The sequence below is a fragment of the Christiangramia echinicola DSM 19838 genome (assembly GCF_000423065.1).
Classification (GTDB): Bacteria; Bacteroidota; Bacteroidia; order Flavobacteriales; family Flavobacteriaceae; genus Christiangramia; species Christiangramia echinicola.
Window position 1 is genome coordinate 40,726 of sequence record NZ_AUHG01000019.1, and the last position, 21,222, is coordinate 61,947.

Below are 21,222 nucleotides of genomic sequence, written 5' to 3' on the forward strand. Positions count from 1 at the left end.
CAATTTAATAATTGCTATTTTTAGTTCTTTGATAAATTATGCCAGTAAGTTTTGAATTAGCAGGTAACGTTATAGGTGTCATGGTAGATAAGGATATTAGCAAAGACTATCTTGATGAAATTCACGCTATAATAGAGAAGAAGTTAAAAGAACATGATAGCATTAATCTATTTTGCGAGATCATGCCAGATAATAGTGTCCCTTTAAAATTTATGTTAGAAAATTTGAAGTTCAAATTTGATCATTCAGACCAGATCCAGAAACTAGCGATGGTTACAAATCTGGCCTGGGTAAGAGCAATTATGGACGTAGATAATTTTTTTGTTAGTACAGAAGTGAAGTCTTTTGAGCTGAAGGACAGGCTAGAAGCAATTCAATGGATATCACATTGAAATTTTATTCAAAAAAGTTTGGTGTAATTCTAAAAATGATACTATATTTGCCGTCCAATATCGCGGGATAGAGCAGTAGGTAGCTCGTCGGGCTCATAACCCGAAGGTCACTGGTTCGAGTCCAGTTCCCGCTACTAAGTAAAAAAAGCCACTCAATCGAGTGGCTTTTTTTATTCCTGTATTTATAGGGCTAAACCTTACTCTGTAGAGAGGAGTATAGTATTAATTACCTGAATAACTCCATTATTTGAAGGTAGGTTCATATTCATTATCCTAAAATCATTTGCTAACATATCTTCATCGTTCATATCTATAACGGATGGCATTATTTTTTCCTTTTAAATAATAGAAGGTAAAAAGGGGAAGGACCAGGATCTGGTAGAGTAAAAAAACAATATATAAGTAGCCCATGGGTTGTCCTCCTGAAGTTATCAAAAACTGATCTCCAAGGGGGGCTTCAGAAAAAATAGTTATGGTAAAAAGGTTCCAGCCAAAATGTAAAGCAAATGGCAGGTAAAGTGATCTTGTCTCAGCAAAAGCATAAGCAAACATCATTCCTCCAATAAAAGTGATTAGAAATGTATGTATCATTGGCATTAAACTTCCATATACATTATAAGAGAACCAGTGGTAGACTCCAAAAATGATCGAAGAAAGAAGACAGGCTTTGTGTTTTCCAAGGTATTTGATAGCCAGAATAAGCAATGCTCCACGAAATAGTAGTTCTTCCGTTAGGACCGATCTAAACGTCCACCAGGCACCTAATAGAAAATCTCGTACAGTGTAATTTTCATTTACCTTAAAATTATAATCCAGGCTCTTTATTATTAATAGGAAATAAACTGTACATACAATTGCAGATACCGAAAACCCAATTACGAAACTTCTTAGTCTTTCAGATTTGGGCTTATAACCAAATTCTGAAAAATCTATTTTAAAGACCTTTAATAGCACGAGGGAAATACAAATGATAATAAGCAGTCCAATCATTTCTAAAACAGTAATTAAGGTTCAAAATTAGACATTAAATGATCCTTATTATAGTCATTGCAAGCACAAGAACCTTCTGTCATATAAAATGTCACATTAATACGGTTCGTAGTTCCCGATTAGAACGGTCATTTTGTTTAACTCAGAAAAGAGACAACAATTAAATATTAGTATTTTTAAAACTTCAGATTGTCATATAAATGACCTGTGGAAAATGTATTAATCAGGATAAATGGAAGCTACAAAAGAAAAACTGGCTAGTCTTGTAAAGGGCAGTAGAAGGGAAAAGGGGTTAACCCAGGCTAAACTTGCCGAGATCACCGGCCTAAGTTTGCGTTCTATACAACGAATAGAAAAGGCGGAAGTTTATCCCAGGGATTATACCTTGAATAAGATTATGGAAGTTTTACAAATCCCCCTGTATTCTTTAGACAAAGATGTAAATTCTCAAGGATCATTGGGTAAAAAGATCATTCTTTCTGTTTCCAGCGGACTAATTATTTTACTTTTATCTATGGCATTTATTTCACAATCTCCAACTTTCCCCGAGACTCATTTTGAATTGTATTTATTCTGGAGCGCGGTAGTCATCCTGATTTCTTTAATACAATGGATGGTTTGGAACGAAATTTTTGCAAGGTTAAATTAATGAGAGTTTGGCAATATGGATGTAATTATTACCTAAGCTTTGATAAATAATGTATTGTGCTAATATTTAATTTGTTAGAGTTAATGCCTATGCGATTATAAAGATATATTTGTTATTAGAATTTAGTTAAAGAATTAAGGGGCTTGAAATTGTAGGGATTCGGCCCCTTTTTTTATTTTTTGGATACTCATATTTCATTTTGAAATATCTCTTCAATAGTTTTCCCGAATAAATGCGAAAGTTTAAAGGCCAGAGGTAAACTAGGGTCGAATTTTCCTTTTTCTATAGCATTCACAGTTTGTCTTGATACTTCAAGTTTAGCAGCCAGTTGCGCCTGGGTAAGATCCATTTCGGCACGGAGTACTTTTATCCTGTTTTTCATCTATATCGCATATTTCCAATGATTGTTCCTGCTAAATAGGTTAACCCAATAAGAATTACCAGGTGAGAAATTTCGGCATCATAGCTTATAAGATTTGTAACATCCAGCATAGAGTAGCTTAAACCAAAGATTACGGCAACCCCGAGAGCTAGGCTCATAGCCTCTAATTGAATTTTTCTTTGAAGCTCGTCCAGAGAATTTAAATGTCTCTTGTTAGCAAAAATAACTCCAATCCCGATCGCCAGATTCACTAAAATTGCGATAATTGTTAGAGGAATATTTTCGTTCCAAAGAAATTTAGGTCCAAAAGAGACAAGCGCCATGGTTAACACCCAGGCTCCCGTCCAGTATGCAAGATTTACTGTATTTTTTCTGGTGTTATCACACCAGTTTTTGTCAGTTTGTTTCATCATTTCTATTTTTATATGTAAAGTTTGTTTTACAAATGTAAATAAATATTTGAATAATTGACTGGTTTGTTTTACAAAAAGTAAAATAAACTTGACTTATTAGTTATTGGTGGTGTCTAAGGATGTTGATATGGCTAAGTGAAATCTTTGTAAAACCCCTTTATATTCCCGGATGATTCTATCAAATATCCCCTATAATGGGTATTTTTTTATATCTAATCTATCCTTAAATTGTGCATTGTTATTTCATTAGTGGATTTTTTAGAGTTATTTTATGTAGGGTAGAAATAACTTTTTTCAATATTAATCCTTAATTGACTTGACCAATCAAAACCTTTCAGATTTCTGGAAGGTTTTTGCCTTTTCCTCCTTTTACAATTTTGTTTACCGTTTTTCAGTAAGTAAACTACTATATAGATAGTTTTTGCTAGCTTTATTAAAATGTCGCTTTATTATGGAAATAGAGATCTCAGAATTCCTGCTAAAAAATGGCGCTGCGGCATTTGCAGGTTTGCTTATGGGACTGGAAAGACAATACAAGGGTAAACCGGCGGGCCTTAAAACCAATATGCTGGTTGCCCTTGGTGCATCAGGCTTCATAATGATTTCATTACTTTTTAAAGATTCCGGAAGTACAGATATGACCAGGATAGTTGGTCAGGTAGTAGTTGGTGTTGGTTTTTTAGGAGCTGGCGTTATCTTACATGGAGAAAAAGGTAAGAAAGTTGAGGGGCTTGCTACCGCGGCAACTATCTGGTGTAGTGCCGCTGCAGGATGTTTTGCCGGCTTTGCTCTCTATTTACCTCTTTTAATTTTTACCATCTTTGTTGTGGTAATTAATTTAGTGTTTGGATATTTGAACTTAAAGCTAAGCAATCATACAAATCAAGATGAGTAGATTTGTTTTTAAAATGACGATGTATGCATGTAAAAGATGAATTTAATGACCAAAATATCAATATAACCATCCCTGTAATTATAGGTTATTCTGTGCTTGATAAATATTTACGAGAAAAATTAATTGGCGAAATTATAAGTAAAGAAAATTCTGAAGGAGAAAAATCAAATTACGCACAGATTTTAGATGTTTCCATTCAAAAAAGTGAATTGGAAGGATTCGACATTCGGCTCAATATTACCTTACAAACACTTACCAACCTTTTTAAAAATAAACAGGTAGAGATTTTCTTTCATGCTGCTTTGGAGTTGGATAAAGATCTGCAAAATATATCTCTTAAAGATTTTGAAGTAGACGGGAAAACCAAAAACTGGTTCGCCGATCAACTATTGGAGACTATAGTGAATAAGTGGATGTATGAGAAGCTTAAGAAGAAAATGAATTTTGACCTTATGCCTCATATTGAAGAAAAACTAGGTTCACTTAATGAGAAATTAGAGAATAAGTTGGAGGCTAAAGAAGGCGTTCATCTAATTGGATCATTGGAAAAATTAGAAGTTTCAAATCTCAAAGCCGGGGAGAACGAACTTTGGATATCTGTATCTGTCAAAGGTACTGGCCTGGTAGAACTCGAGAAGTTAGAAATCTAAACTGGCGATTCAGACTTAAACCTGATAATTATCATTTTTCAATAAACATCGTGCTGTTATTTTTGGAGCCAGAAATTTAAGATATGGCGGCTTCGAAACTGATCGAAAAATATAATGTTCCAGGACCAAGATATACCAGTTACCCTACAGTTCCTTACTGGGATGAACATAATTTCACATTAGAGCAATGGAAGACTTCTATTAAGAGAAGCTTTAAAGAAAGCAACACTTCAGAAGGAATTAGTCTTTATATACATCTACCGTCTTGTGAAAGCCTTTGTACTTTTTGTGGTTGTAATAAGAGAATCACAAAGAACCACAAGATGGAGGAGCCCTATATAAAATCGGTGGTACGGGAATGGGAAATGTATTCTGAGCTACTGGAAAAAAAACCATTGGTAAAGGAGCTACACCTTGGAGGAGGTACTCCTACCTTTTTTTCTTCTGAAAATCTAAAAGTGCTGATAGAGGGTATATTTTCCAGGGCTAAAAGGTCGGCAGATCTGGAAATGAGTTTTGAGGGCCACCCGAATAATACTACGAAAGATCACCTGGAAGTTCTTGCCGAAATAGGTTTCAATAGGGTTAGCTATGGGGTGCAGGATTATAATCCTACTGTGCAAAAGGCAATTCATCGAGTACAGCCTTTTGAGAAGGTAAAAAGAGTTACAAAAGATGCGAGAGATTCCGGTTACACTTCAGTAGGACACGATATTATTTTCGGTCTTCCTTTTCAAACAAAAGATCATATCATTTATACTATAAAACAGACTAAACAATTGATGCCAGATCGTATCGCTTTTTATAGTTATGCTCATGTCCCATGGATAAAAGGAAATGGCCAGAGAGGTTTTAATGAAAGAGATCTTCCTTCAGCAGAATCTAAGCGAGAGCAATACGAAACCGGAAAAATGATGTTGCTGGAAGCCGGTTATGAAGAGATAGGAATGGATCATTTTGCCTTGAAATCAGACAGTCTATACCAGGCCGTTGAAAACAGGACTATTCATCGCAATTTTATGGGATATACCAATTCCAGAACCCGTACGATGATAGGACTGGGAGTTTCTGCAATAAGTGATAGCTGGTATGGTTTTGCTCAAAATGTAAAAATGGTAGAGGAGTATCAGGATTTAGTGAGCAATGGTATCCTGCCCGTGAATAGAGGGCATATTTTAAACGACGAAGACTTAAAAATTAGAAATCATATTCTCAACCTGATGTGTAAGCTGAAGACCTCCTGGTACACCAGGGGTGAATTTTTTACACAATTGCCAGATGTACTTATTAGTTTAAAAGAAATGCAGGTAGACGGGCTTGTTGAGATCGATACTAATTACCTGAAGATTACAGATAAAGGAAGACCGTTCATGCGTAATATTTGTATGGCTTTCGATATGCGATTACAAATAAATAAGCCTGAAACGCAGTTGTTCTCTATGACTGTCTAGGATCACTGATATGAATTAATCAATTCATATCAAAGGCTTTCACATATTTAATAACCTCTGTAAGGGACTTGATGTTTAATTTTTTTTTGATATTCTTCCAGTGAGTTCTCAATGTTTCAATAGAGATAAATAATTTATCTGCAGCCTCTTGTTGTCGCAGTCCTTTGGAAAAGATTACCATGATCTCTTTCTCCCTCTTAGTAAGTTTTGAAAAATTGGAAATATTAGACTTAAGGAAATCATTTTCCTCAATTAGGTGGCCAAAAGAAAGCAAGGTCTGGGTAATGTCTGAAGAAGGTCTTTTTACTTTAATTATAGAATTACCTTCTTTATCTACGCCTTCAAATAGAATTCTAATCTTGGGATTGGGTTTATGATTGTTTTGTTCATCATTCAGCCATTCTCGGGCTTCTTTTTCGGTTGCGAAATGTAGTGGATGAATTACAGAATTATTCTCTTCAAAATAATTCATAACACTTAGATGCACCAATACATCTTTACCAACAACAAATGCAACCTTCTTAATACCAATCTCTACACCAGGAATATTTATATTCCTTTCTATCCAGCAATGTATTTCTTCGGTAATTTCTAATTGAAAATTCTGCTGCAACCAAAGTGTCTTTAAAGGGGAATATTTCTCAAATAAAGACTTATATATAATAAACTCCTCCTTGAGAGTTGTAAAAGATTCGGGAGAAGTTTTCCAGAACTGCACGAAACAATCATTTTCCTTCTCATATTTAATGCGAAGAAAATCGCCTTCATAAAGTACCATTATGAACCGTTTTTAGAGTGTTCCAAGTTAAAAATATATAACTAAACAAAGCTTAAATTTATAATATATTGATTAAAAAAATCGATTTTTATTTATAATAAATTAATTTATACGGCTTTTTTCTGCTAAAAATGAATATATGGCGTAATTCATTTTACTCAATATATCTAGATATTAGTCATATAACAATCTGTTTATCATCAGTAGTTAGGAAGGATCTTAGAAAAATTGCTGGCATTGATATTTTAAATCTATAAATTAACAGGCCAGAAAATTATTCTAGCCAATGAAATTAGAAAAATATATAGACCATACACTATTAGCTGCGAATACTACTGAAGAGCAAATAATTCAGATTTGTAATGAAGCTAAAGAATATGGCTTTTATGCCGTTTGCGTAAATAGTGGTTATGCATCTGTGGCAAAAAGGAATTTGAACCAATCAGAAGTAAAGTTAGCGGTCACTATTGGATTTCCTCTAGGGGCAGCTTCCAGCGAATCTAAAGTTAGAGAAGCAGAAATAGCGCTTAGAGATGGGGCAGATGAAATAGATATGGTTTTGAATATCGGCCTTATGCTGGATGGGAAATACGACCAGGTGCAGATGGAAATTGAGGAAGTGAAAAAAGCCATAGGTGAAAAGACGCTGAAGGTGATCATAGAAACCTGCTATTTAACAAATGAAGAGATAGCTAAGGCCAGTGAACTGGTAATGCAGGCCGGGGCCGATTTCGTAAAAACCTCTACAGGTTTTGGAAGCCGGGGCGCTAGCCTGGAAGATGTGAAGATCATGATGAATACTGTAGCCAGTAAAATTAAGATCAAGGCATCTGGAGGAATTAGAGATGCTGAAACCGCACAAGAATATATAGACCTGGGAGTTTCCAGAATTGGAACATCTTCCGGAATAAAAATCATTTCTTAAATAAGATCGCATGAGCATACATATCGCAGCCAAAAAAGGTGAGATCGCTGAGACCATATTATTACCTGGAGATCCCTTACGTGCCAAATGGATAGCCGAAACATTCTTAAAAGATAGTTTTTGTTATAATGATGTTCGTGGTATGCTGGGATACACTGGTACTTATAAAGGCCGGAGAATTTCTGTACAGGGGACCGGCATGGGGATTCCTTCAGCAATGATCTATTGCCACGAGCTTATTAAGGAATATGGGGTGAAAAATCTAATTAGGGTTGGAAGCGCTGGTGCATTTCAGCCCGACCTGAAATTGATGGATATTATAATTGCCATGTCGGCATCTACAACTTCTTCTTTAAACCGGGATAATTTCAATGGTGCAGACTTTGCGCCTACGGCTAATTTCGCTCTCTTAATGAAGGCTGTTAAATATGCTGAGAAAGAGAATATCGACTTCCGGGCCGGAAATGTTCTTTCATCAGATATTTTTTATGATGATGATCCGGAATATTACAAGAAATGGGCTTCCTATGGTGTGTTATGTGCCGAAATGGAAACTGCCGGTTTGTATACGTTAGCGTCGAAATTTGGCGTTAACGCGCTTTCTATTCTTACAGTTTCAGATTCACTGGTAAATGGCGAGGAGATTTCTTCAGAAATGAGAGAGCATAAATTAAATCATATGGTAGAGATCGCTCTTAATACCTATTAGGTCATTTAATATTGTATTCGATTTCTTTAACCTCAAATTTTCCATAGACAAAATCTTCTTCAGGATAGTGCCAGATAGCTTCGCCGTAGCTGGCGAGTTTAAACCCATTATAATTTTGATAACCACCAACCGGAGTTGAAAACAGGTATTTCTTAGTTTCGTTTACAGCATATCTATCCCTGGAGAAAAAGTTGATCAATTGTCCGTTATCGTTTATCTCCAGGATCGCGGAAACGGTCCGGCTGTAATTGGTAAAATTTACCTTTATGGTATTCTGCCCGTCTTGTTCCCAGGTAAATTTATCACTAATGAGTGCTCCGGGAGCAAAAATGCAGATATCGTTAAGGTAAGTGACCATTTCAGATATTAAAAGTACTTCAGAGCTCATATCAATGATCTTTAAAATAGAAAGTGATTTTATGGTCATTCTGGCAGATCTACCGTCAAACCTATGATAGCCTTTGGTAGGAATTCCTTTGAATATAGCTTTCATGAAAAAATAGCGCGAAGGATTCTTTATGACATTTAATTGTTCAGATCTGAATTTAAACCACTTTTCACCCCTTTCTCTCATTTCGCCACGGAACCTGATAAGTACATTTTCGATCTTCGGTTTTCCTAAATACCCAGATGAGGTAATATATTTCTGAACCAATACAGGAAGATCTTCAAGGTCTTCATTTGAAATTATCCCACCTGAAGGAGGGTTGGATAATATTGCCCTAACCTTGTCTTCTCTAAATTCATTTTCAAATTTCCAGCCCGCTATAGAGATAATCGCTACGATGAGGATGATCAAATTTATAATACTTCCATATTTGGCAACTTCCCAGTTAAACAGGATAATTACCTGAGAAATTATGATCACCACAATAGATAGAAGAATCCATATATGGTTTTTCCTTTGAAAAAAGGCGATGGTCAATATGAGTAGGATTGAAACCAGTAAACATAATAAGCCCTGTGCACCCGAAATTGTGTTAGTTTCACCAGATGATTCTATCCAGTGAAAAGCTTTTGCAAAACCAATAGAGTGGATGAGCAAATGCAGAAAAAGTACTATCGTGAATAGAAGTCTCATATTATCGAGATTTAATTTTTCTGCAGTTTATTCTTGTTCGATCTATGATCTTAGTTTAGATCTTAAAGGTAACTACAGGTATCTCTGAATGATTAGCAACGTCTTCTCCTATACTACCAAAGAAAAAATGCCCGACACCTTTACGACCGTGGGTAGGGATGGCGATCGCATCGATCTCTTTTTCGTTACAATAGTTAAAGATTCCTCTTTCAACGGTGTAATCATCGAAGAAGATGATGTCATCGCTAAATTTTTCATTGTCCATTCCTACATCTACAAGAAAATTATATGCTTTTAGTTCCATTTCTTTAGAGCTTATGAATTTTTCAGGAATATTGATAAAAAGTATCTTGGGGCTCACTCCAAATGCTTTAAAGAATTTTCTGGCACTCATAAATGTTTTAAGCGTCTCCAGGCTAAAGTCGGTTACAAAAACAGCATTTTTAATATTAAAATCTTTAACTCTGTCTTTAATTACCAGGACTGGAATCTCTGCCGTGCGTACCACTTTTTCTGTGTTAGATCCTATAAAGACTTCTTTTACACCTGCAGCCCCATGGGATCCCATGACAATAAGATCTGCTTCGTATTCCTTAGCTACTTCGTTAATTTCAGAAAAAACCTTATGCGTTTTTACAGCCTGGGATATATCAATACCCTCCAGGTAATCTTTATCAAGAAATTTGTCGAATTTCTTTTTAGTGAGCTTCATGAAATAGATAGCATTGAAAACTTCCTGTTTTTGGTCATTGGTAAGAAAAGAGTCTGGAAGTCCCAACATATGCACAACCACTATTTCAGCATTTTGTTTTCTGGCAATGCTAGCTGCCACCTCAAGCGCATATTCAGAATGGCTTGAAAAATCTACGGGAACAAGAATAGTTTTCATGATGTTAAAATTTTATAATCAAATCTATTTATTCCTTACCCCGAAAAATATGACGCCAGTCATTAATTTGAAGAAATTACAGCAATTTTTAGTGATTAGTTAAGAGTTAAATACATTGTGATTCAGTAAATTATAGACAAAAATGAAGGTTTCGAGTATTGGTCTTTTAATTTTTACCAGTTTGATCCTAGTCCTGCTTAGTATTTCTGCAGCCCTGGGTTTTTCTTTTACCATTCTTTTTTTCTTAATGTGTTTTGGCCAGCTTATGTTGTTGTTGACAGTTTATTGGGTTCTCACAGATAAATACACCACGAAAAAAACTTTTAAAGATCTTTATGAAGATTATTCTCCGAATTCTGAATACCAGCAGCGCAAATAACCGGTTATTTTTAAAAAAATTTTACCTTAGTGTCCCTTAAACCAAACTTAATTTGAAGGACACTTTTCTCGATAATACTAATCTATTCGATCTTCTCTTTCAGGCGGCTTCTGAAGGTATTATCGTAGTAAATTCTAGCCAGATCGTTGTAGTAGCAAATTCTGCAGCTGAACTTATGTTCGGGTATGAGGAAGGGGAGTTGATCAATCAGCATCTGGATGTGCTCATTCCAAAGAAATATCATCACAGCCACCAAGACCATTTCAATAAGTTCCTTGATAAAAGTGAGAAACGGCAAATGGGGCATGGGCGAGATCTGCATGGTGTGAAAAAAGATGGGTCATTATTCCCTGTAGAAGCTGGGCTTAATCCTTTTAAAATGGATGGGGAGCAATATGTGATGTCACTTGTGATAGACATTAGCGTTAGAAAAGAGACTCAAAGGCAGATAAAAGAGCTCAATTCTGAGCTTGAAGAAAAAATAGAGATCAGGACTCAGGAATTGAGCGAGAGTGTAGATGAATTAAAGAATCTTAACCTGGATCTTGAAGAAGAAATTAACCGAAGAAAAGAAGCGGAGAAAAAGATCAAGGATGCTCTTCAAAAAGAGAAGGAACTCAATGAGTTAAAGACAAAATTCCTTTCTCTGGTTTCACATGAATTTAAAACTCCGTTAAGTGGTATCTTAACTTCGGCCACGCTTGCTGAGAAATATACCAAAGAAGAACAACAGGAAAAGAGGGAGAGGCATCTGGTAACCATAAGAAATAAAGTTCATTACCTTAATAATATTTTGAATGACTTTCTTTCCATAGAACGTCTGGATAGTGGAAGAGGGCAGTATAAATTCTCAAATTTCGGGTTAAAGCGCTTAATAAATGAAGTTGTTTATAATGCCAATATTACCCTTAAGGATGGGCAGGAAATAGTGTACCCTAAAGATATTGAGGATGTGGAGCTTTATATGGATGAAAAGATCCTGGAACTCATATTATCCAATCTATTAGGGAACGCTATAAAATATTCTCCTGAAAATACGGTGATAAAGTTCAGGGTTAATATTGAAGAAGAATTATTGGTTTTTGATATAGAAGATGAGGGTCGAGGTATCCCCAAAAAGGATCAGAAACATATTTTTGAGAGGTATTTCAGAGCAGAAAATGCCTTGCTGGATCAGGGAACAGGTATTGGGCTGAATATTGCTAAAACTCATCTTAAAAACCTTGGTGGTTCTATACAATTTGTAAGTGAAGAAAATAAAGGAACTACCTTTACAATAAGGGTTCCCATGAATAAATCTTAAAATACAGATCTAATTAGGTTGGTTTTATGAAGAAATTATTGCTTATTGAAGACGACGTAACGGTAAGAGAGAACACGGCAGAATTGCTGGAGCTTTCAAATTACAATGTTATTATCGCATCTAATGGTAAACTTGGGATAGAAAAAGCGCAGCAGGATATTCCTGATATTATAGTTTGTGATATCATGATGCCCGAGACAGATGGTTACGGAGTTTTAGAAGCATTAAGCAAGGATCCCGAGACGGTTAATATTCCTTTTATATTTCTTTCAGCAAAGACAGAGCATAAAGACATTAGAAAAGGCATGGATCTGGGTGCAGATGATTACCTAACCAAACCTTTTGAAGAGGAGGAGCTTTTAAGCGCAATAGAGAGCAGGCTGGCGAAAGTGGCTATTCTTAAATCTTATAGAAAAGAAGAACCCTCACCGCAAAAGGAGGAAAAACTTAAAGATCTTGATGATCTTCGAGAGATCTTCAGTAAAAATGAATTATTGTATTTCAAAAAAGGAGATACGATCTATGAAAAGGGCAAACATTCCAATTTCTTTTATTTAATAAAAAGGGGAGTGGTTAAAGCCCATAGAATGGACAATCAGGGGAAGGAGCTTATTACCGAACTTTATAAAGAAGATGATTTTTTCGGAAATCATGCTATAGATCCTCAATCTTCCTATGAAGACTATGCCACTGCGATGGAAAATTCCCAGTTGTACGCTGTCTCCAGAGATGAATTTCAAAAGATCCTTGTTGGGAATCCCAAAATAACGATGCAGCTTGTTGAGGTATTAAATAATAACCTTTCTGAGCTTAAGCAGCAATTAATGGATATGGCCTATGGGTCTGTTAGAAGGAAAACGGCCAATACCATTCTTCTTTTTGCTGAAAGGATCAAAAAGCATCCCTTAAAAAGTATTCGTATTTCACGGGCAGATCTTGCCGGAGTTGCTGGTATGGCCCCAGAAAGTCTTATTAGAACCTTATCTGAGTTCAAAAAAGAAGGATTTATTGAGATCGAAGGACGCAATATAAAGCTGGTAGATTCTGAGGCCCTGAAGAATGTTAAATAAACCGACTCAGGATTAATTATTAAGAACTGATTTTCATCATTTTTTCATGACCAGGCATCGCTTAATTTCGCCTTATTAAGTGATGATCCATGAATGTATTAATTCTAACAGATTTCTCAGAAACTTCAGAGAATGCAGGAAAATATGCCACTGATTTTTTACAAAAATCAGCGGCTAATTTCTATTTATTGAACATTCATCATTTTAATTTCAATAGATCTGCCAGCAACTTACTTGAAACCGAATTGGTGTCTACTTTAGAGCATCTTCAGATAGATGCTGGTAAACTGGATAAATATTCTGTAAATAAAAAGCATAATTTCAATACTATACTATCTTCAGAAAATTTGATAAGTGCAGTAAGAAAAGCGCTGGTAGATAAAAACATAGATCTAATTTTTATAGGGGCTGCAAGCCAGGATGAACATGCACATCCTATTTTAGGGGATCATGCCTATGATGTGGTACGAAAGATAAAATGTAATATTATCGCGGTTCCGGCAGGATGTTCCTATGAAAACCCGAGAAAAGCTGTTTTTCCGGTAGATCGTTCCATCCTTTCCATGCAGGAACAAAAAAGGTTTTTTGAAAAGCTTACCTACCTGGATTCTTCAGATTTCACACTTTTAGAGATCAAGGATGGAGACGTGGAATATTCTGAAAGCGGGAATTTAAACATCCCTTTCAAAGCTCCCGTTCCCTTTACTAAAAATTTGTTTAAAGATATTCAGAAGGAATTTGATATCATATTTATCTTCGGGAAGAACCTGAGTATCTGTGACCAACTTCTACATACAGAATATGGCTTTTCTGCAAATATGAATATCGAAATTCCAATTTTCGTATACCACGGTTAGGGAATCGAGTTCATACACCAAAAAAGTCTAAACCTGAAAATGATCCTTATTCAGAAAAGATCAATAATGATTCGGTGATCTCAAAGCTGAGAAGAAAATGCTAATTAGATTTTGAAGATTGTCTGCCCTGGTAGATCCTTAAGAAGAGGTGAGTAGACATTTTACGGGCGTTATGTTTCAGGCGTTCCGCCATTTCCCCCTGGAAGAGTTCATCTATAGTCTGGAACCAAAGGTTAAGCCAGATCCCAAAATGATATTCGGTAATAGAATTTTTGTGTGTCTGGTCTACTTTTACATGGGCTAAGGCAGGATTTCCATGAAAGCTGCCGGTAAAGAATAGGTTACTTTCCCAAAAGTCGGTGAGCTTCTCGAAATGCTCCTCCCAGTTATAGATAGTATTATTGAAAAAGTAACCTATTTCTTCATTCTTTCTAACCTTGCTGTAAAAGCTCACAACAAGTTTCTTTATATCGGCTCTTTCTTTTAGATCGTCCTGCATGAATTATAAAATATTGACCAGAATAAAACTTGTACTTACAAGCAGGCTCAAAATTAGTGAATTGAATACGAATTTAGCTTTTAATTGCGCCAGTACAGATGCATTGAACCACATACAAACTACTACAATAAGGCCTAACTGTATCATTTCTGCCAGGCCATGACCATTCATGAGAACAAGCATTGCAGCAATAGAGCCCATACAGCTGGAAACTATGATCCCCGTAGATGCTCCTGCATAAAAATCACGCGTAAATTCCGAAAGTTGTTTTTGGTAAAAATTCATTTTTTTTGTCTTTAATTACAGTTTCAAAAGTATAGCAGGGCCGCCTTTTGAAATATGATGAATCTCAGCTTTCGGGGTTATTTTAAAAATGTTTTCTATGCGTTTAGCCGCTCAAAAGCCTGTCTGGATAGTTCCTCCCTATGATCGGGATGAGAGACCGATATTAAAGCTTCTGCACGCTGTTTGAGGTTTTTCCCGAATAGATCTACCACTCCATATTCCGTAGCGATATAATGCACGTGAGCACGTGTAGTGGTAACACCGGCTCCTTCTTTTAAATAAGGAACTATTTTAGAGATGCCATTTCTAGTCACAGATGGCATTGCGATAATCGCTTTTCCACCGGGAGAAAGTGCGGCTCCTCTAATAAAGTCCATTTGACCCCCAACCCCGGAGTACTGGATCTTGCCAATAGTATCTGCACACACCTGGCCGGTGAGGTCGATCTCTATCGCCGAGTTGATCGCAGTAACCTTTGGATTTTTTCTAATAATTGCGGTATCATTGGTGTATCCGGCTTCCTTGAAATGCACCAAAGGATTGTCGTCTACAAAGTCATATAATTCAGGGGAACCAACCGCAAAACAGGTAACCAGTTTGCCGGTCTTGATCTCCTTTTCTTCACCGGTAATAACTCCTTTTTCAACTAAAGGTAAGATCCCGTCAGAGAACATCTCGGTATGAATTCCGAGTCTTTTATGGTTGGTAAGATTGCTGAGTACTACATTGGGAATTCCGCCTATTCCCATTTGCAGGGTGGCGCCGTCTTCAACCAGTTCGGCGACATGTTTCCCAATTTGCTTTTCAATATCTGTTGGTTGACCAAGCATATGGGCATGAATTGGAAGGTCTACCTCAATTGCTGCATCCAGCTGGTTTATATGAACAACCCCGTCTCCATGAGTTCTAGGCACGTTCGGGTTTATCTGGGCAATTACTTTTTTCGCCGTTTGTATTGCGGGAAGTGTAATGTCTACAGATACTCCCAGGGAGCAGAAACCATGTTTGTCTGGAGGTGACACCTGGATGAAAGCAAAGTCCAGGGGTAGGATATTCTGCCTGAAAAGTAAATGAATATCACTTAGGAAAATAGGGATATAAGCACCAAAATTAGAGTTTACGGCATTCCTAACGTTACCACCCACAAAGCAGCTATTTGTTTTAAAAGAATCCTGGTAAGGAGGTTGAGTATAAAGTGCTTTTCCCTCTGTATGGATCTGGATGATCTCAACATTATTAAGTTCATTGTATCTTTCACACAGAGCATCTATAAGTACATTTGGAGTCATCGCTGCTCCCTGTATAAAAACTCTTTGATTAGATTTTATCTTGCTCACAGCCTGCTGAGGCGAAACTATATTTAGTTTTTTCATAGCATTTTTATTAATTATAGCGGTATTTGTTCCTTTGTTTAGAATTTAAGGAAAAAACGGAGATCTTTTTAATGTGTAACCTTAAGATTGAATTGTACCTCTATCTCTTCATCTACTTCTATTAGTCCGAGAGCCTTTTTTGGTGGCTGCAATCCAAAATCGCGAATATTCATTTTGAACTTACCCTGAAAACGATTTTCACTGATCTTAACTGGAAGATCATAATTATTCACTTCACCGGCTAACATAACCGTGATATAGGCTTTTGAATATTCTTCGGAAAAGAGTTCGATCCGGTTTATTTTGATCTCTATTTCCGGATATTCCTCACACATCAAAAGGTCTTGAAAATCTGCATTCATTTTTTTATGTCCGCAGTCAAACCCCTTAGTTAGAAGATGAAGTTTAAGGTCATTAAAATGAAGAAAATTGTCTTCCTGTGAATATCTAATTTCTCTCCAATCGCTTATTAAGTCAATATCGAATTTGCAATCAAATTTATTCACGTTGGTACTTCCTGCGATGATAAGTTCGCTTTCAGGAAGAATCTTAATAGTCTCTTTTTCAAAATCTGCCTGGGCATGAACCACATATCCCAGAAGCACAAATCCTATGTAAAGTAAAAGTCGTTTCATGATTCAGAACTTTGAGATTATCAGAAAGTATTTCGGGTAGTGTTTTAAAGCCTTTGAGGGACCTCATCACACTACCCGAAATCTTTTATTCAAACTTTAGAAGCTAATTGCGGCTTCTACCATCAACCCATCAAATTTACCTTCGTGGTGGATATCACTGGCAGGGTAACCATCATAATTCTGAGTTACATACTCTAACTTCATCAATATGTTTTTGGTCATATACCATCCTGCCCCAAGTTGAAATCTGTCTACATCGATTTCTCCTCCAGTTTTAAGGTCTCCACTTACGGTATTGTAACGTGTACCTATATGGAAATCTTCATCGTTCCCAAATCTGTATATAAGCTCACCAGAGAACTGGTTATAACTTCTGGTATCAGATTCACCACTATCTTTACCTGTAGCTGTTTCAATTATTCCAAAGAACTCAAGGCCACCAAACTTTACGAATGGGTTGATCATGAAAGAGGTCATTTCGTTTCTGAAATCTGGTACAACCATACCTCCTCTAAATCCATCACCACCACCATCTACATCGCTAAGTACTTCGTAGTAACGAGATCCTGCACGGTCACCTCTGTAAAGGTAAACGCCTCTGGCTGCGTTATGAGCACTGTGATAAACAGATCCTGTTAATCTGAATCTTGCATTATCAGAAAAAGCATTGTCGTATCCAAACTTGGCCATAAAAGAAGGACTGGTCTGGTCTTTATCTGATACGTTCTGGTTAAGTTTACCATTTGTGAAACCAATCATTCCTAACCATGGGCCTTTAAAATAATACACTTCGGCACCAACTTCTGTAGTGAATGCGTCCATTAAATAGTTTCCAACAAATGGGTTATAAATAGATTGTGCATTATCTGTTCTTCTAAAGTGGCCGTCACCGTAGTTATTTTCCATGTGACCTATCTTAACTCTAAGGTGATCCATTAGGCTTTCAGCAAATCCTTCACTTATAAAATCTAATTTATCTATCTGGATATATCCGCCTTTTACATAAGATTCGTTGTGGTGTTGAGAAGATAGATAGGTTCTTAAGTGCATTCTTACCCCTTCATAAAGAGCAACATCAAGATCAAGGTTTGCCGTAGCCAGGTTAAAGTTACTTCCAAGATCTACTAGTTCTACCGGGCCATCATTTTCCTGGGTTAATGACTGGAATTGTATGGTAGAAGCCCCGCCAACTCTCACGTGAAGTCCGTCAAAAGTGGATGCAGTATCCTTTGGTGCTTCAAATTGGTTAACCCCTCTTTGATCGCGATATCTAAAGTTATCAAGGTCTCTTTGAGTCTGTGCCATCGCTGGGATAGCCATAAGTACCATAAGTACTAAACTGAGGTATTGAGTAATAGTTTTCATTTTATTTGATTTTAAGGTTGATGTTATTTATTGAAATGGGTTTCGAATTTTATCAATACTTCTTCACCGGTTTTAATGGTTCCGAACATTGCAGTTGGAGCTTCTATTCCGTAACTGGTCATATTGAGCTTATGTTCACCAGTTAGAATAATTTGATCGTTATTAGATTTTAGATCAAAAATCAGATTGATGTCTTTCTTTGTTCCGGCGATGTGAAGAGTTCCGGTACTCCTTACCTTATAAGTGTCTGCCGAGATCTTTTCTATGGTATTAACCTTTTTAAGGTTATAGGTAATCTCTTTATATTTATTAGTATTCAGAGCTTTATAGGTATTCTTATCCATTCCACTTTTACCGCTCATTAAGCTTTCAGAGACTACAGTAAACTGAAGTTTCCCGATATCTTCCAGCTTTCCTTCATCAAATTCGGTAATAAGAACACCACTGGAGTTTTCGGCGTTAATGGACCAGTCATGAATATTAGAGGTCCCATCTATCTTTAGATCTGAAGCTTCATTATTCAGTTTGTAGGATTGCGCATTTACTCCAAAACTTAGAAGTAACACTGCTATTAAAATCCTGAAGTTGCTGTAAGGTTTCATATCGATTACGTTTTTAAATCAATACAAAGATGAAGCAGGAGTAGAAAGTAAATTATGATGAAAATCAGGTTTTGGTATATTTAGAAATCCTGGTAAGTGCCTAAAACGTTATAGTTAAGAAAAGATGCTTTCCTGACGCCTGTCATATTTTCCCATATTTCATTTTCACAGTTTTGTTCCCTTATAGATTATTTGAACCTATGAAATCATGCTTTCACTGTGGCGAAGATTGCCTTGAAGAGATCATTAATTATGATGGGAAATCATTTTGTTGTTCAGGATGTAGAACGGTTTATGAGATCTTAAATAGTAATGACCTGTCCTATTATTATGACCTGGAAAAAACTCCCGGGATCTCACCTAAAATAAATGAAGGCAAATATGATTACCTTGAGAATACTGAGATCATAGAAAAACTACTGGAGTTTGATCATGATGGGACCCAAATTGCCTCTTTTACCATACCTTCTATTCATTGCAGCTCCTGTATATGGATTCTGGAGAACCTCAACAAACTGCATAAGGGGATAAAAAGCTCACAGGTAGATTTTCCCAAAAAGAAGATCAGGCTAAGTTTCTCTTCGGAAGAATTAAATCTGAAGAACCTGGTGCTTTTGCTGGTTCGTATTGGATACGAACCAAATATCTCTCTGGATAATTATGAGAAAAAGGACTCTAATATAGACCGAAGTCTTATTTATAAACTAGGAGTAGCAGGATTTGCTTTCGGGAATATCATGTTTCTTTCATTTCCTGAATATTTTGAGATCAATGAATTCTGGCTGGAAAAATTCAAGCATCTGTTTCGCTGGTTGATGTTCACTTTTTCTTTGCCGGTAGTTTTTTATTCAGGCAAAGACTATTTTATTTCGGCTTACAAAGGATTAAGAGCTGGAATACTAAATATCGATGTTCCCATTGCTTTAGGGATCACAGTACTCTTTCTAAGAAGTACTGCTGAAATTGTTCTGGATCTTGGCACAGGTTTCTTTGATAGTCTCAGCGGACTCGTATTTTTCTTACTGCTTGGCAAATTCTTTCAGCAAAAGACCTATTCATTCCTCTCTTTTGAAAGGGACTATAAATCTTATTTTCCAATCGCCGTTACCCGCATTCATACTGTAAATGGGGAAACCATAGAAGAACAGGTCCAGGTATATAAGATACAGAAAGGAGACCGAATCATTATTCGTAATGAAGAACTCATTCCTATGGATGCGATCTTAATTAAGGGGAAGGCGAAAATAGATTATAGTTTTGTGACCGGTGAAGCTGAACCTGTCTCAAAAAGTAGCGGAGAAAAAGTTTTTGCCGGTGGTAGACAACAGGGTGGAATCATAGAACTGGAAGCATTAAAACCGGTAAAGCAAAGTTACCTTACCGAATTGTGGAGTGATGAGGTTTTTAAAAAGGATAAGAATTCAGCTTTCCAGAATCTTACCAACCAGATAAGCAGGCGATTTACTTATGCGGTCCTGAGCATTGCAGTTCTTTCAGCTATTTTCTGGATATTTTATGATCCTTCCAAAGCCTGGAATGTATTTACAGCGGTACTTATTATTGCCTGTCCTTGCGCGATCGCTTTGGCCGCACCCTTTACTTTGGGAAATATACTGAGAATATTTGGTAAGAATAAACTATACCTTAAAGATGCCAATGTGATTGAACAGATTGCCCAGATCGATACAGTGGTGTTCGATAAAACCGGAACTATAACAGAGAATGATCGAAGCCGGATTGAATATGAAGGTGTTAAACTTACAGAAGTAGAAAAACAATTGCTGGGAGGAAGTCTCCGGGCAAGCAACCATCCCCTAAGCAGGTCTCTTTATGAGATTCTTGATAAGAATAACATTTCTACTCCCGAGCATTTTATGGAACATACGGGGATGGGACTGGAGACCTCATATAAAGACTTGAATCTAAAGATAGGTTCAAAAGCTTTTACCAGTGATACGGGATCTTCTTTTACAGAAGTTCAGGTTATGGATAAAAAGGCAAGAACTACTGTACATATAAGTTCGAATAACCAGTATAAAGGCTGTTTTAGCTTTCATAATTCTTATCGTGATGGTTTATCTGAATTATTTCAGGAGTTAGATGGAGACAAAGAGTTGATAATACTATCTGGTGATAATGACGGCGAGCGGTCCAGATTGAGTCAGATAGTGCCCGAAGCAACCAGAATGCTATTCAACCAAAGACCAGGAAATAAGCTTCAATTTATTAAAGATCTTCAGAAAAGCGGTGCAAAAGTGATGATGGTTGGTGACGGCCTGAACGATGCAGGAGCACTGGCTCAAAGTGATGTGGGAATAGTAATATCAGAAGATGTCAACGTTTTTTCGCCGGCCTGTGATGGCATTCTTGATGCGAAAAGATTTCGGGAGCTGGGAAACTTCTTTGACCTTTCAGGTAAAGCAATTTCCGTGATAAAGTTCAGTTTTTTGCTCTCACTTTTTTACAACATTATTGGACTTGGTTTTGCCGTTTCCGGAAATCTAATGCCAGTGGTAGCAGCAATCCTCATGCCTTTAAGTTCTATAAGCATTGTGGTTTTCACCACGCTCGCTACCCAAATTCTTTCAAAAAAGCTTAAAAAATAAAATAAGGTCTTAAAGCTGATAATTGTCATTTTTTGCCTGTAGCT

At 36.6% G+C, this 21,222-nt stretch carries 23 protein-coding genes and 1 tRNA gene; 12 read left to right on the forward strand and 12 right to left on the reverse strand.

Annotated features, from left to right (window positions below; translation table 11 throughout):
- Positions 1-38 precede the first annotated feature (38 nt).
- Positions 39-392, forward strand: coding sequence for a SpoIIAA family protein (locus tag G530_RS0114475; protein ID WP_026935212.1), 354 nt, complete (start codon positions 39-41; stop codon positions 390-392).
- A 61-nt stretch (positions 393-453) separates the two neighbouring features.
- Positions 454-526 (forward strand) — tRNA-Met (locus tag G530_RS0114480).
- Between the two features lie 163 nt (positions 527-689).
- On the opposite strand, the gene G530_RS17060 is transcribed toward G530_RS0114480, so the two are convergent.
- The gene (locus G530_RS17060; protein WP_051199811.1) at positions 690-1,382 is read right to left on the reverse strand and encodes a CPBP family intramembrane glutamic endopeptidase; all 693 of its coding nucleotides are present in this window, start codon (positions 1,380-1,382) and stop codon (positions 690-692) included.
- A gap of 232 nt (positions 1,383-1,614) precedes the next feature.
- On the opposite strand from G530_RS17060, the gene G530_RS17065 reads away from it, so the two are divergent.
- A complete protein-coding gene (locus tag G530_RS17065; protein WP_035716563.1) occupies positions 1,615-2,031 on the forward strand; it encodes a helix-turn-helix domain-containing protein in 417 nt (138 codons plus the stop codon).
- Between the two features lie 187 nt (positions 2,032-2,218).
- Here G530_RS17065 and G530_RS0114505 read toward each other — a convergent pair whose 3' ends face one another.
- Positions 2,219-2,413, reverse strand: a complete 195-nt coding sequence (locus tag G530_RS0114505; protein WP_026935213.1) for a helix-turn-helix transcriptional regulator — start codon at positions 2,411-2,413, stop codon at positions 2,219-2,221.
- A complete protein-coding gene (locus G530_RS0114510) occupies positions 2,410-2,826 on the reverse strand; it encodes a hypothetical protein (protein WP_026935214.1) in 417 nt (138 codons plus the stop codon). The genes G530_RS0114505 and G530_RS0114510 overlap by 4 nt, the downstream gene beginning before the upstream one ends.
- Before the next feature lie 451 nt (positions 2,827-3,277).
- Between G530_RS0114510 and G530_RS0114515 the strand changes: the two genes are divergently transcribed.
- The 3 genes from G530_RS0114515 to hemN all read left to right on the forward strand — a co-directional run bounded on the left by G530_RS0114515 (position 3,278) and on the right by hemN (position 5,822).
- Positions 3,278-3,721, forward strand: a complete 444-nt coding sequence (locus G530_RS0114515; protein ID WP_035716564.1) for an MgtC/SapB family protein — start codon at positions 3,278-3,280, stop codon at positions 3,719-3,721.
- A 23-nt stretch (positions 3,722-3,744) separates the two neighbouring features.
- Positions 3,745-4,371, forward strand: a complete 627-nt coding sequence (locus tag G530_RS0114520; protein WP_026935216.1) for a DUF4403 family protein — start codon at positions 3,745-3,747, stop codon at positions 4,369-4,371.
- An 83-nt stretch (positions 4,372-4,454) separates the two neighbouring features.
- Entirely contained in the window at positions 4,455-5,822 is a 1,368-nt protein-coding gene (gene hemN / locus G530_RS0114525; protein ID WP_026935217.1) for an oxygen-independent coproporphyrinogen III oxidase, read from the forward strand.
- A gap of 19 nt (positions 5,823-5,841) precedes the next feature.
- Here the strand turns inward: hemN and G530_RS17400 are convergent, their stop codons facing one another.
- A complete protein-coding gene (locus tag G530_RS17400; protein WP_026935218.1) occupies positions 5,842-6,600 on the reverse strand; it encodes a LuxR C-terminal-related transcriptional regulator in 759 nt (252 codons plus the stop codon).
- A 286-nt stretch (positions 6,601-6,886) separates the two neighbouring features.
- On the opposite strand from G530_RS17400, the gene deoC reads away from it, so the two are divergent.
- Both deoC and deoD read left to right on the forward strand, forming a co-directional pair.
- Positions 6,887-7,525, forward strand: coding sequence for a deoxyribose-phosphate aldolase (deoC, locus tag G530_RS0114535; protein WP_026935219.1), 639 nt, complete (start codon positions 6,887-6,889; stop codon positions 7,523-7,525).
- A gap of 10 nt (positions 7,526-7,535) precedes the next feature.
- Positions 7,536-8,234: a purine-nucleoside phosphorylase gene (gene deoD / locus G530_RS0114540; RefSeq protein WP_026935220.1), complete on the forward strand. Its 699-nt coding sequence runs from the start codon at positions 7,536-7,538 to the stop codon at positions 8,232-8,234.
- Between the two features lies 1 nt (position 8,235).
- On the opposite strand, the gene G530_RS0114545 is transcribed toward deoD, so the two are convergent.
- On the reverse strand, positions 8,236-9,315 hold the full coding sequence (locus tag G530_RS0114545; RefSeq protein WP_026935221.1) for a DUF6544 family protein: 1,080 nt from the start codon (positions 9,313-9,315) through the stop codon (positions 8,236-8,238).
- A gap of 55 nt (positions 9,316-9,370) precedes the next feature.
- Positions 9,371-10,204, reverse strand: coding sequence for a universal stress protein (locus tag G530_RS0114550; RefSeq protein WP_026935222.1), 834 nt, complete (start codon positions 10,202-10,204; stop codon positions 9,371-9,373).
- Positions 10,205-10,635: 431 nt separating this feature from the next.
- Between G530_RS0114550 and G530_RS0114560 the strand changes: the two genes are divergently transcribed.
- The 3 genes from G530_RS0114560 (at position 10,636) to G530_RS0114570 (ending at position 13,813) form a co-directional block, all read left to right on the forward strand.
- Positions 10,636-11,886: a sensor histidine kinase gene (locus G530_RS0114560; RefSeq protein WP_026935224.1), complete on the forward strand. Its 1,251-nt coding sequence runs from the start codon at positions 10,636-10,638 to the stop codon at positions 11,884-11,886.
- Positions 11,887-11,912: 26 nt separating this feature from the next.
- Complete coding sequence (locus G530_RS0114565) at positions 11,913-12,956, forward strand: response regulator (RefSeq protein ID WP_026935225.1); 1,044 nt, start codon at positions 11,913-11,915, stop codon at positions 12,954-12,956.
- Positions 12,957-13,045: 89 nt separating this feature from the next.
- Entirely contained in the window at positions 13,046-13,813 is a 768-nt protein-coding gene (locus G530_RS0114570) for a universal stress protein (protein WP_026935226.1), read from the forward strand.
- A 100-nt stretch (positions 13,814-13,913) separates the two neighbouring features.
- Here the strand turns inward: G530_RS0114570 and G530_RS0114575 are convergent, their stop codons facing one another.
- The 6 genes from G530_RS0114575 to G530_RS0114600 form a co-directional block, all read right to left on the reverse strand.
- Positions 13,914-14,312, reverse strand: a complete 399-nt coding sequence (locus G530_RS0114575) for a group III truncated hemoglobin (RefSeq protein WP_026935227.1) — start codon at positions 14,310-14,312, stop codon at positions 13,914-13,916.
- Positions 14,313-14,315: 3 nt separating this feature from the next.
- A complete protein-coding gene (locus G530_RS0114580) occupies positions 14,316-14,597 on the reverse strand; it encodes a hypothetical protein (RefSeq protein WP_026935228.1) in 282 nt (93 codons plus the stop codon).
- Between the two features lie 95 nt (positions 14,598-14,692).
- Positions 14,693-15,970, reverse strand: coding sequence for an acetyl-CoA hydrolase/transferase family protein (locus G530_RS0114585; RefSeq protein WP_026935229.1), 1,278 nt, complete (start codon positions 15,968-15,970; stop codon positions 14,693-14,695).
- 68 nt (positions 15,971-16,038) lie between these two features.
- The gene (locus G530_RS0114590; RefSeq protein ID WP_026935230.1) at positions 16,039-16,605 is read right to left on the reverse strand and encodes a YceI family protein; all 567 of its coding nucleotides are present in this window, start codon (positions 16,603-16,605) and stop codon (positions 16,039-16,041) included.
- Between the two features lie 96 nt (positions 16,606-16,701).
- On the reverse strand, positions 16,702-17,970 hold the full coding sequence (locus tag G530_RS0114595; RefSeq protein ID WP_026935231.1) for a hypothetical protein: 1,269 nt from the start codon (positions 17,968-17,970) through the stop codon (positions 16,702-16,704).
- Positions 17,971-17,993: 23 nt separating this feature from the next.
- Positions 17,994-18,572 carry a YceI family protein gene (locus G530_RS0114600; RefSeq protein WP_026935232.1) on the reverse strand — a complete coding sequence of 193 codons (579 nt, stop codon included), beginning with the start codon at positions 18,570-18,572 and terminating at the stop codon, positions 17,994-17,996.
- 200 nt (positions 18,573-18,772) lie between these two features.
- Between G530_RS0114600 and G530_RS0114605 the strand changes: the two genes are divergently transcribed.
- Positions 18,773-21,178, forward strand: coding sequence for a heavy metal translocating P-type ATPase (locus G530_RS0114605; RefSeq protein WP_026935233.1), 2,406 nt, complete (start codon positions 18,773-18,775; stop codon positions 21,176-21,178).
- The last annotated feature ends 44 nt before the right edge of the window (positions 21,179-21,222 follow it).

Bases quoted from the DNA above. Each gene is read 5' to 3' on its own strand.
- G530_RS0114475 (WP_026935212.1), top strand. From the start codon at position 39: ATGCCAGTAAGTTTTGAATTAGCAGGTAACGTTATAGGTGTCATGGTA.
- G530_RS17060 (WP_051199811.1), bottom strand. From the start codon at position 1,382: ATGATTGGACTGCTTATTATCATTTGTATTTCCCTCGTGCTATTAAAG.
- G530_RS17065 (WP_035716563.1), top strand. From the start codon at position 1,615: ATGGAAGCTACAAAAGAAAAACTGGCTAGTCTTGTAAAGGGCAGTAGA.
- G530_RS0114505 (WP_026935213.1), bottom strand. From the start codon at position 2,413: ATGAAAAACAGGATAAAAGTACTCCGTGCCGAAATGGATCTTACCCAG.
- G530_RS0114510 (WP_026935214.1), bottom strand. From the start codon at position 2,826: ATGATGAAACAAACTGACAAAAACTGGTGTGATAACACCAGAAAAAAT.
- G530_RS0114515 (WP_035716564.1), top strand. From the start codon at position 3,278: ATGGAAATAGAGATCTCAGAATTCCTGCTAAAAAATGGCGCTGCGGCA.
- G530_RS0114520 (WP_026935216.1), top strand. From the start codon at position 3,745: ATGCATGTAAAAGATGAATTTAATGACCAAAATATCAATATAACCATC.
- hemN (WP_026935217.1), top strand. From the start codon at position 4,455: ATGGCGGCTTCGAAACTGATCGAAAAATATAATGTTCCAGGACCAAGA.
- G530_RS17400 (WP_026935218.1), bottom strand. From the start codon at position 6,600: ATGGTACTTTATGAAGGCGATTTTCTTCGCATTAAATATGAGAAGGAA.
- deoC (WP_026935219.1), top strand. From the start codon at position 6,887: ATGAAATTAGAAAAATATATAGACCATACACTATTAGCTGCGAATACT.
- deoD (WP_026935220.1), top strand. From the start codon at position 7,536: ATGAGCATACATATCGCAGCCAAAAAAGGTGAGATCGCTGAGACCATA.
- G530_RS0114545 (WP_026935221.1), bottom strand. From the start codon at position 9,315: ATGAGACTTCTATTCACGATAGTACTTTTTCTGCATTTGCTCATCCAC.
- G530_RS0114550 (WP_026935222.1), bottom strand. From the start codon at position 10,204: ATGAAAACTATTCTTGTTCCCGTAGATTTTTCAAGCCATTCTGAATAT.
- G530_RS0114565 (WP_026935225.1), top strand. From the start codon at position 11,913: ATGAAGAAATTATTGCTTATTGAAGACGACGTAACGGTAAGAGAGAAC.
- G530_RS0114570 (WP_026935226.1), top strand. From the start codon at position 13,046: ATGAATGTATTAATTCTAACAGATTTCTCAGAAACTTCAGAGAATGCA.
- G530_RS0114575 (WP_026935227.1), bottom strand. From the start codon at position 14,312: ATGCAGGACGATCTAAAAGAAAGAGCCGATATAAAGAAACTTGTTGTG.
- G530_RS0114580 (WP_026935228.1), bottom strand. From the start codon at position 14,597: ATGAATTTTTACCAAAAACAACTTTCGGAATTTACGCGTGATTTTTAT.
- G530_RS0114585 (WP_026935229.1), bottom strand. From the start codon at position 15,970: ATGAAAAAACTAAATATAGTTTCGCCTCAGCAGGCTGTGAGCAAGATA.
- G530_RS0114590 (WP_026935230.1), bottom strand. From the start codon at position 16,605: ATGAAACGACTTTTACTTTACATAGGATTTGTGCTTCTGGGATATGTG.
- G530_RS0114595 (WP_026935231.1), bottom strand. From the start codon at position 17,970: ATGAAAACTATTACTCAATACCTCAGTTTAGTACTTATGGTACTTATG.
- G530_RS0114600 (WP_026935232.1), bottom strand. From the start codon at position 18,572: ATGAAACCTTACAGCAACTTCAGGATTTTAATAGCAGTGTTACTTCTA.
- G530_RS0114605 (WP_026935233.1), top strand. From the start codon at position 18,773: ATGAAATCATGCTTTCACTGTGGCGAAGATTGCCTTGAAGAGATCATT.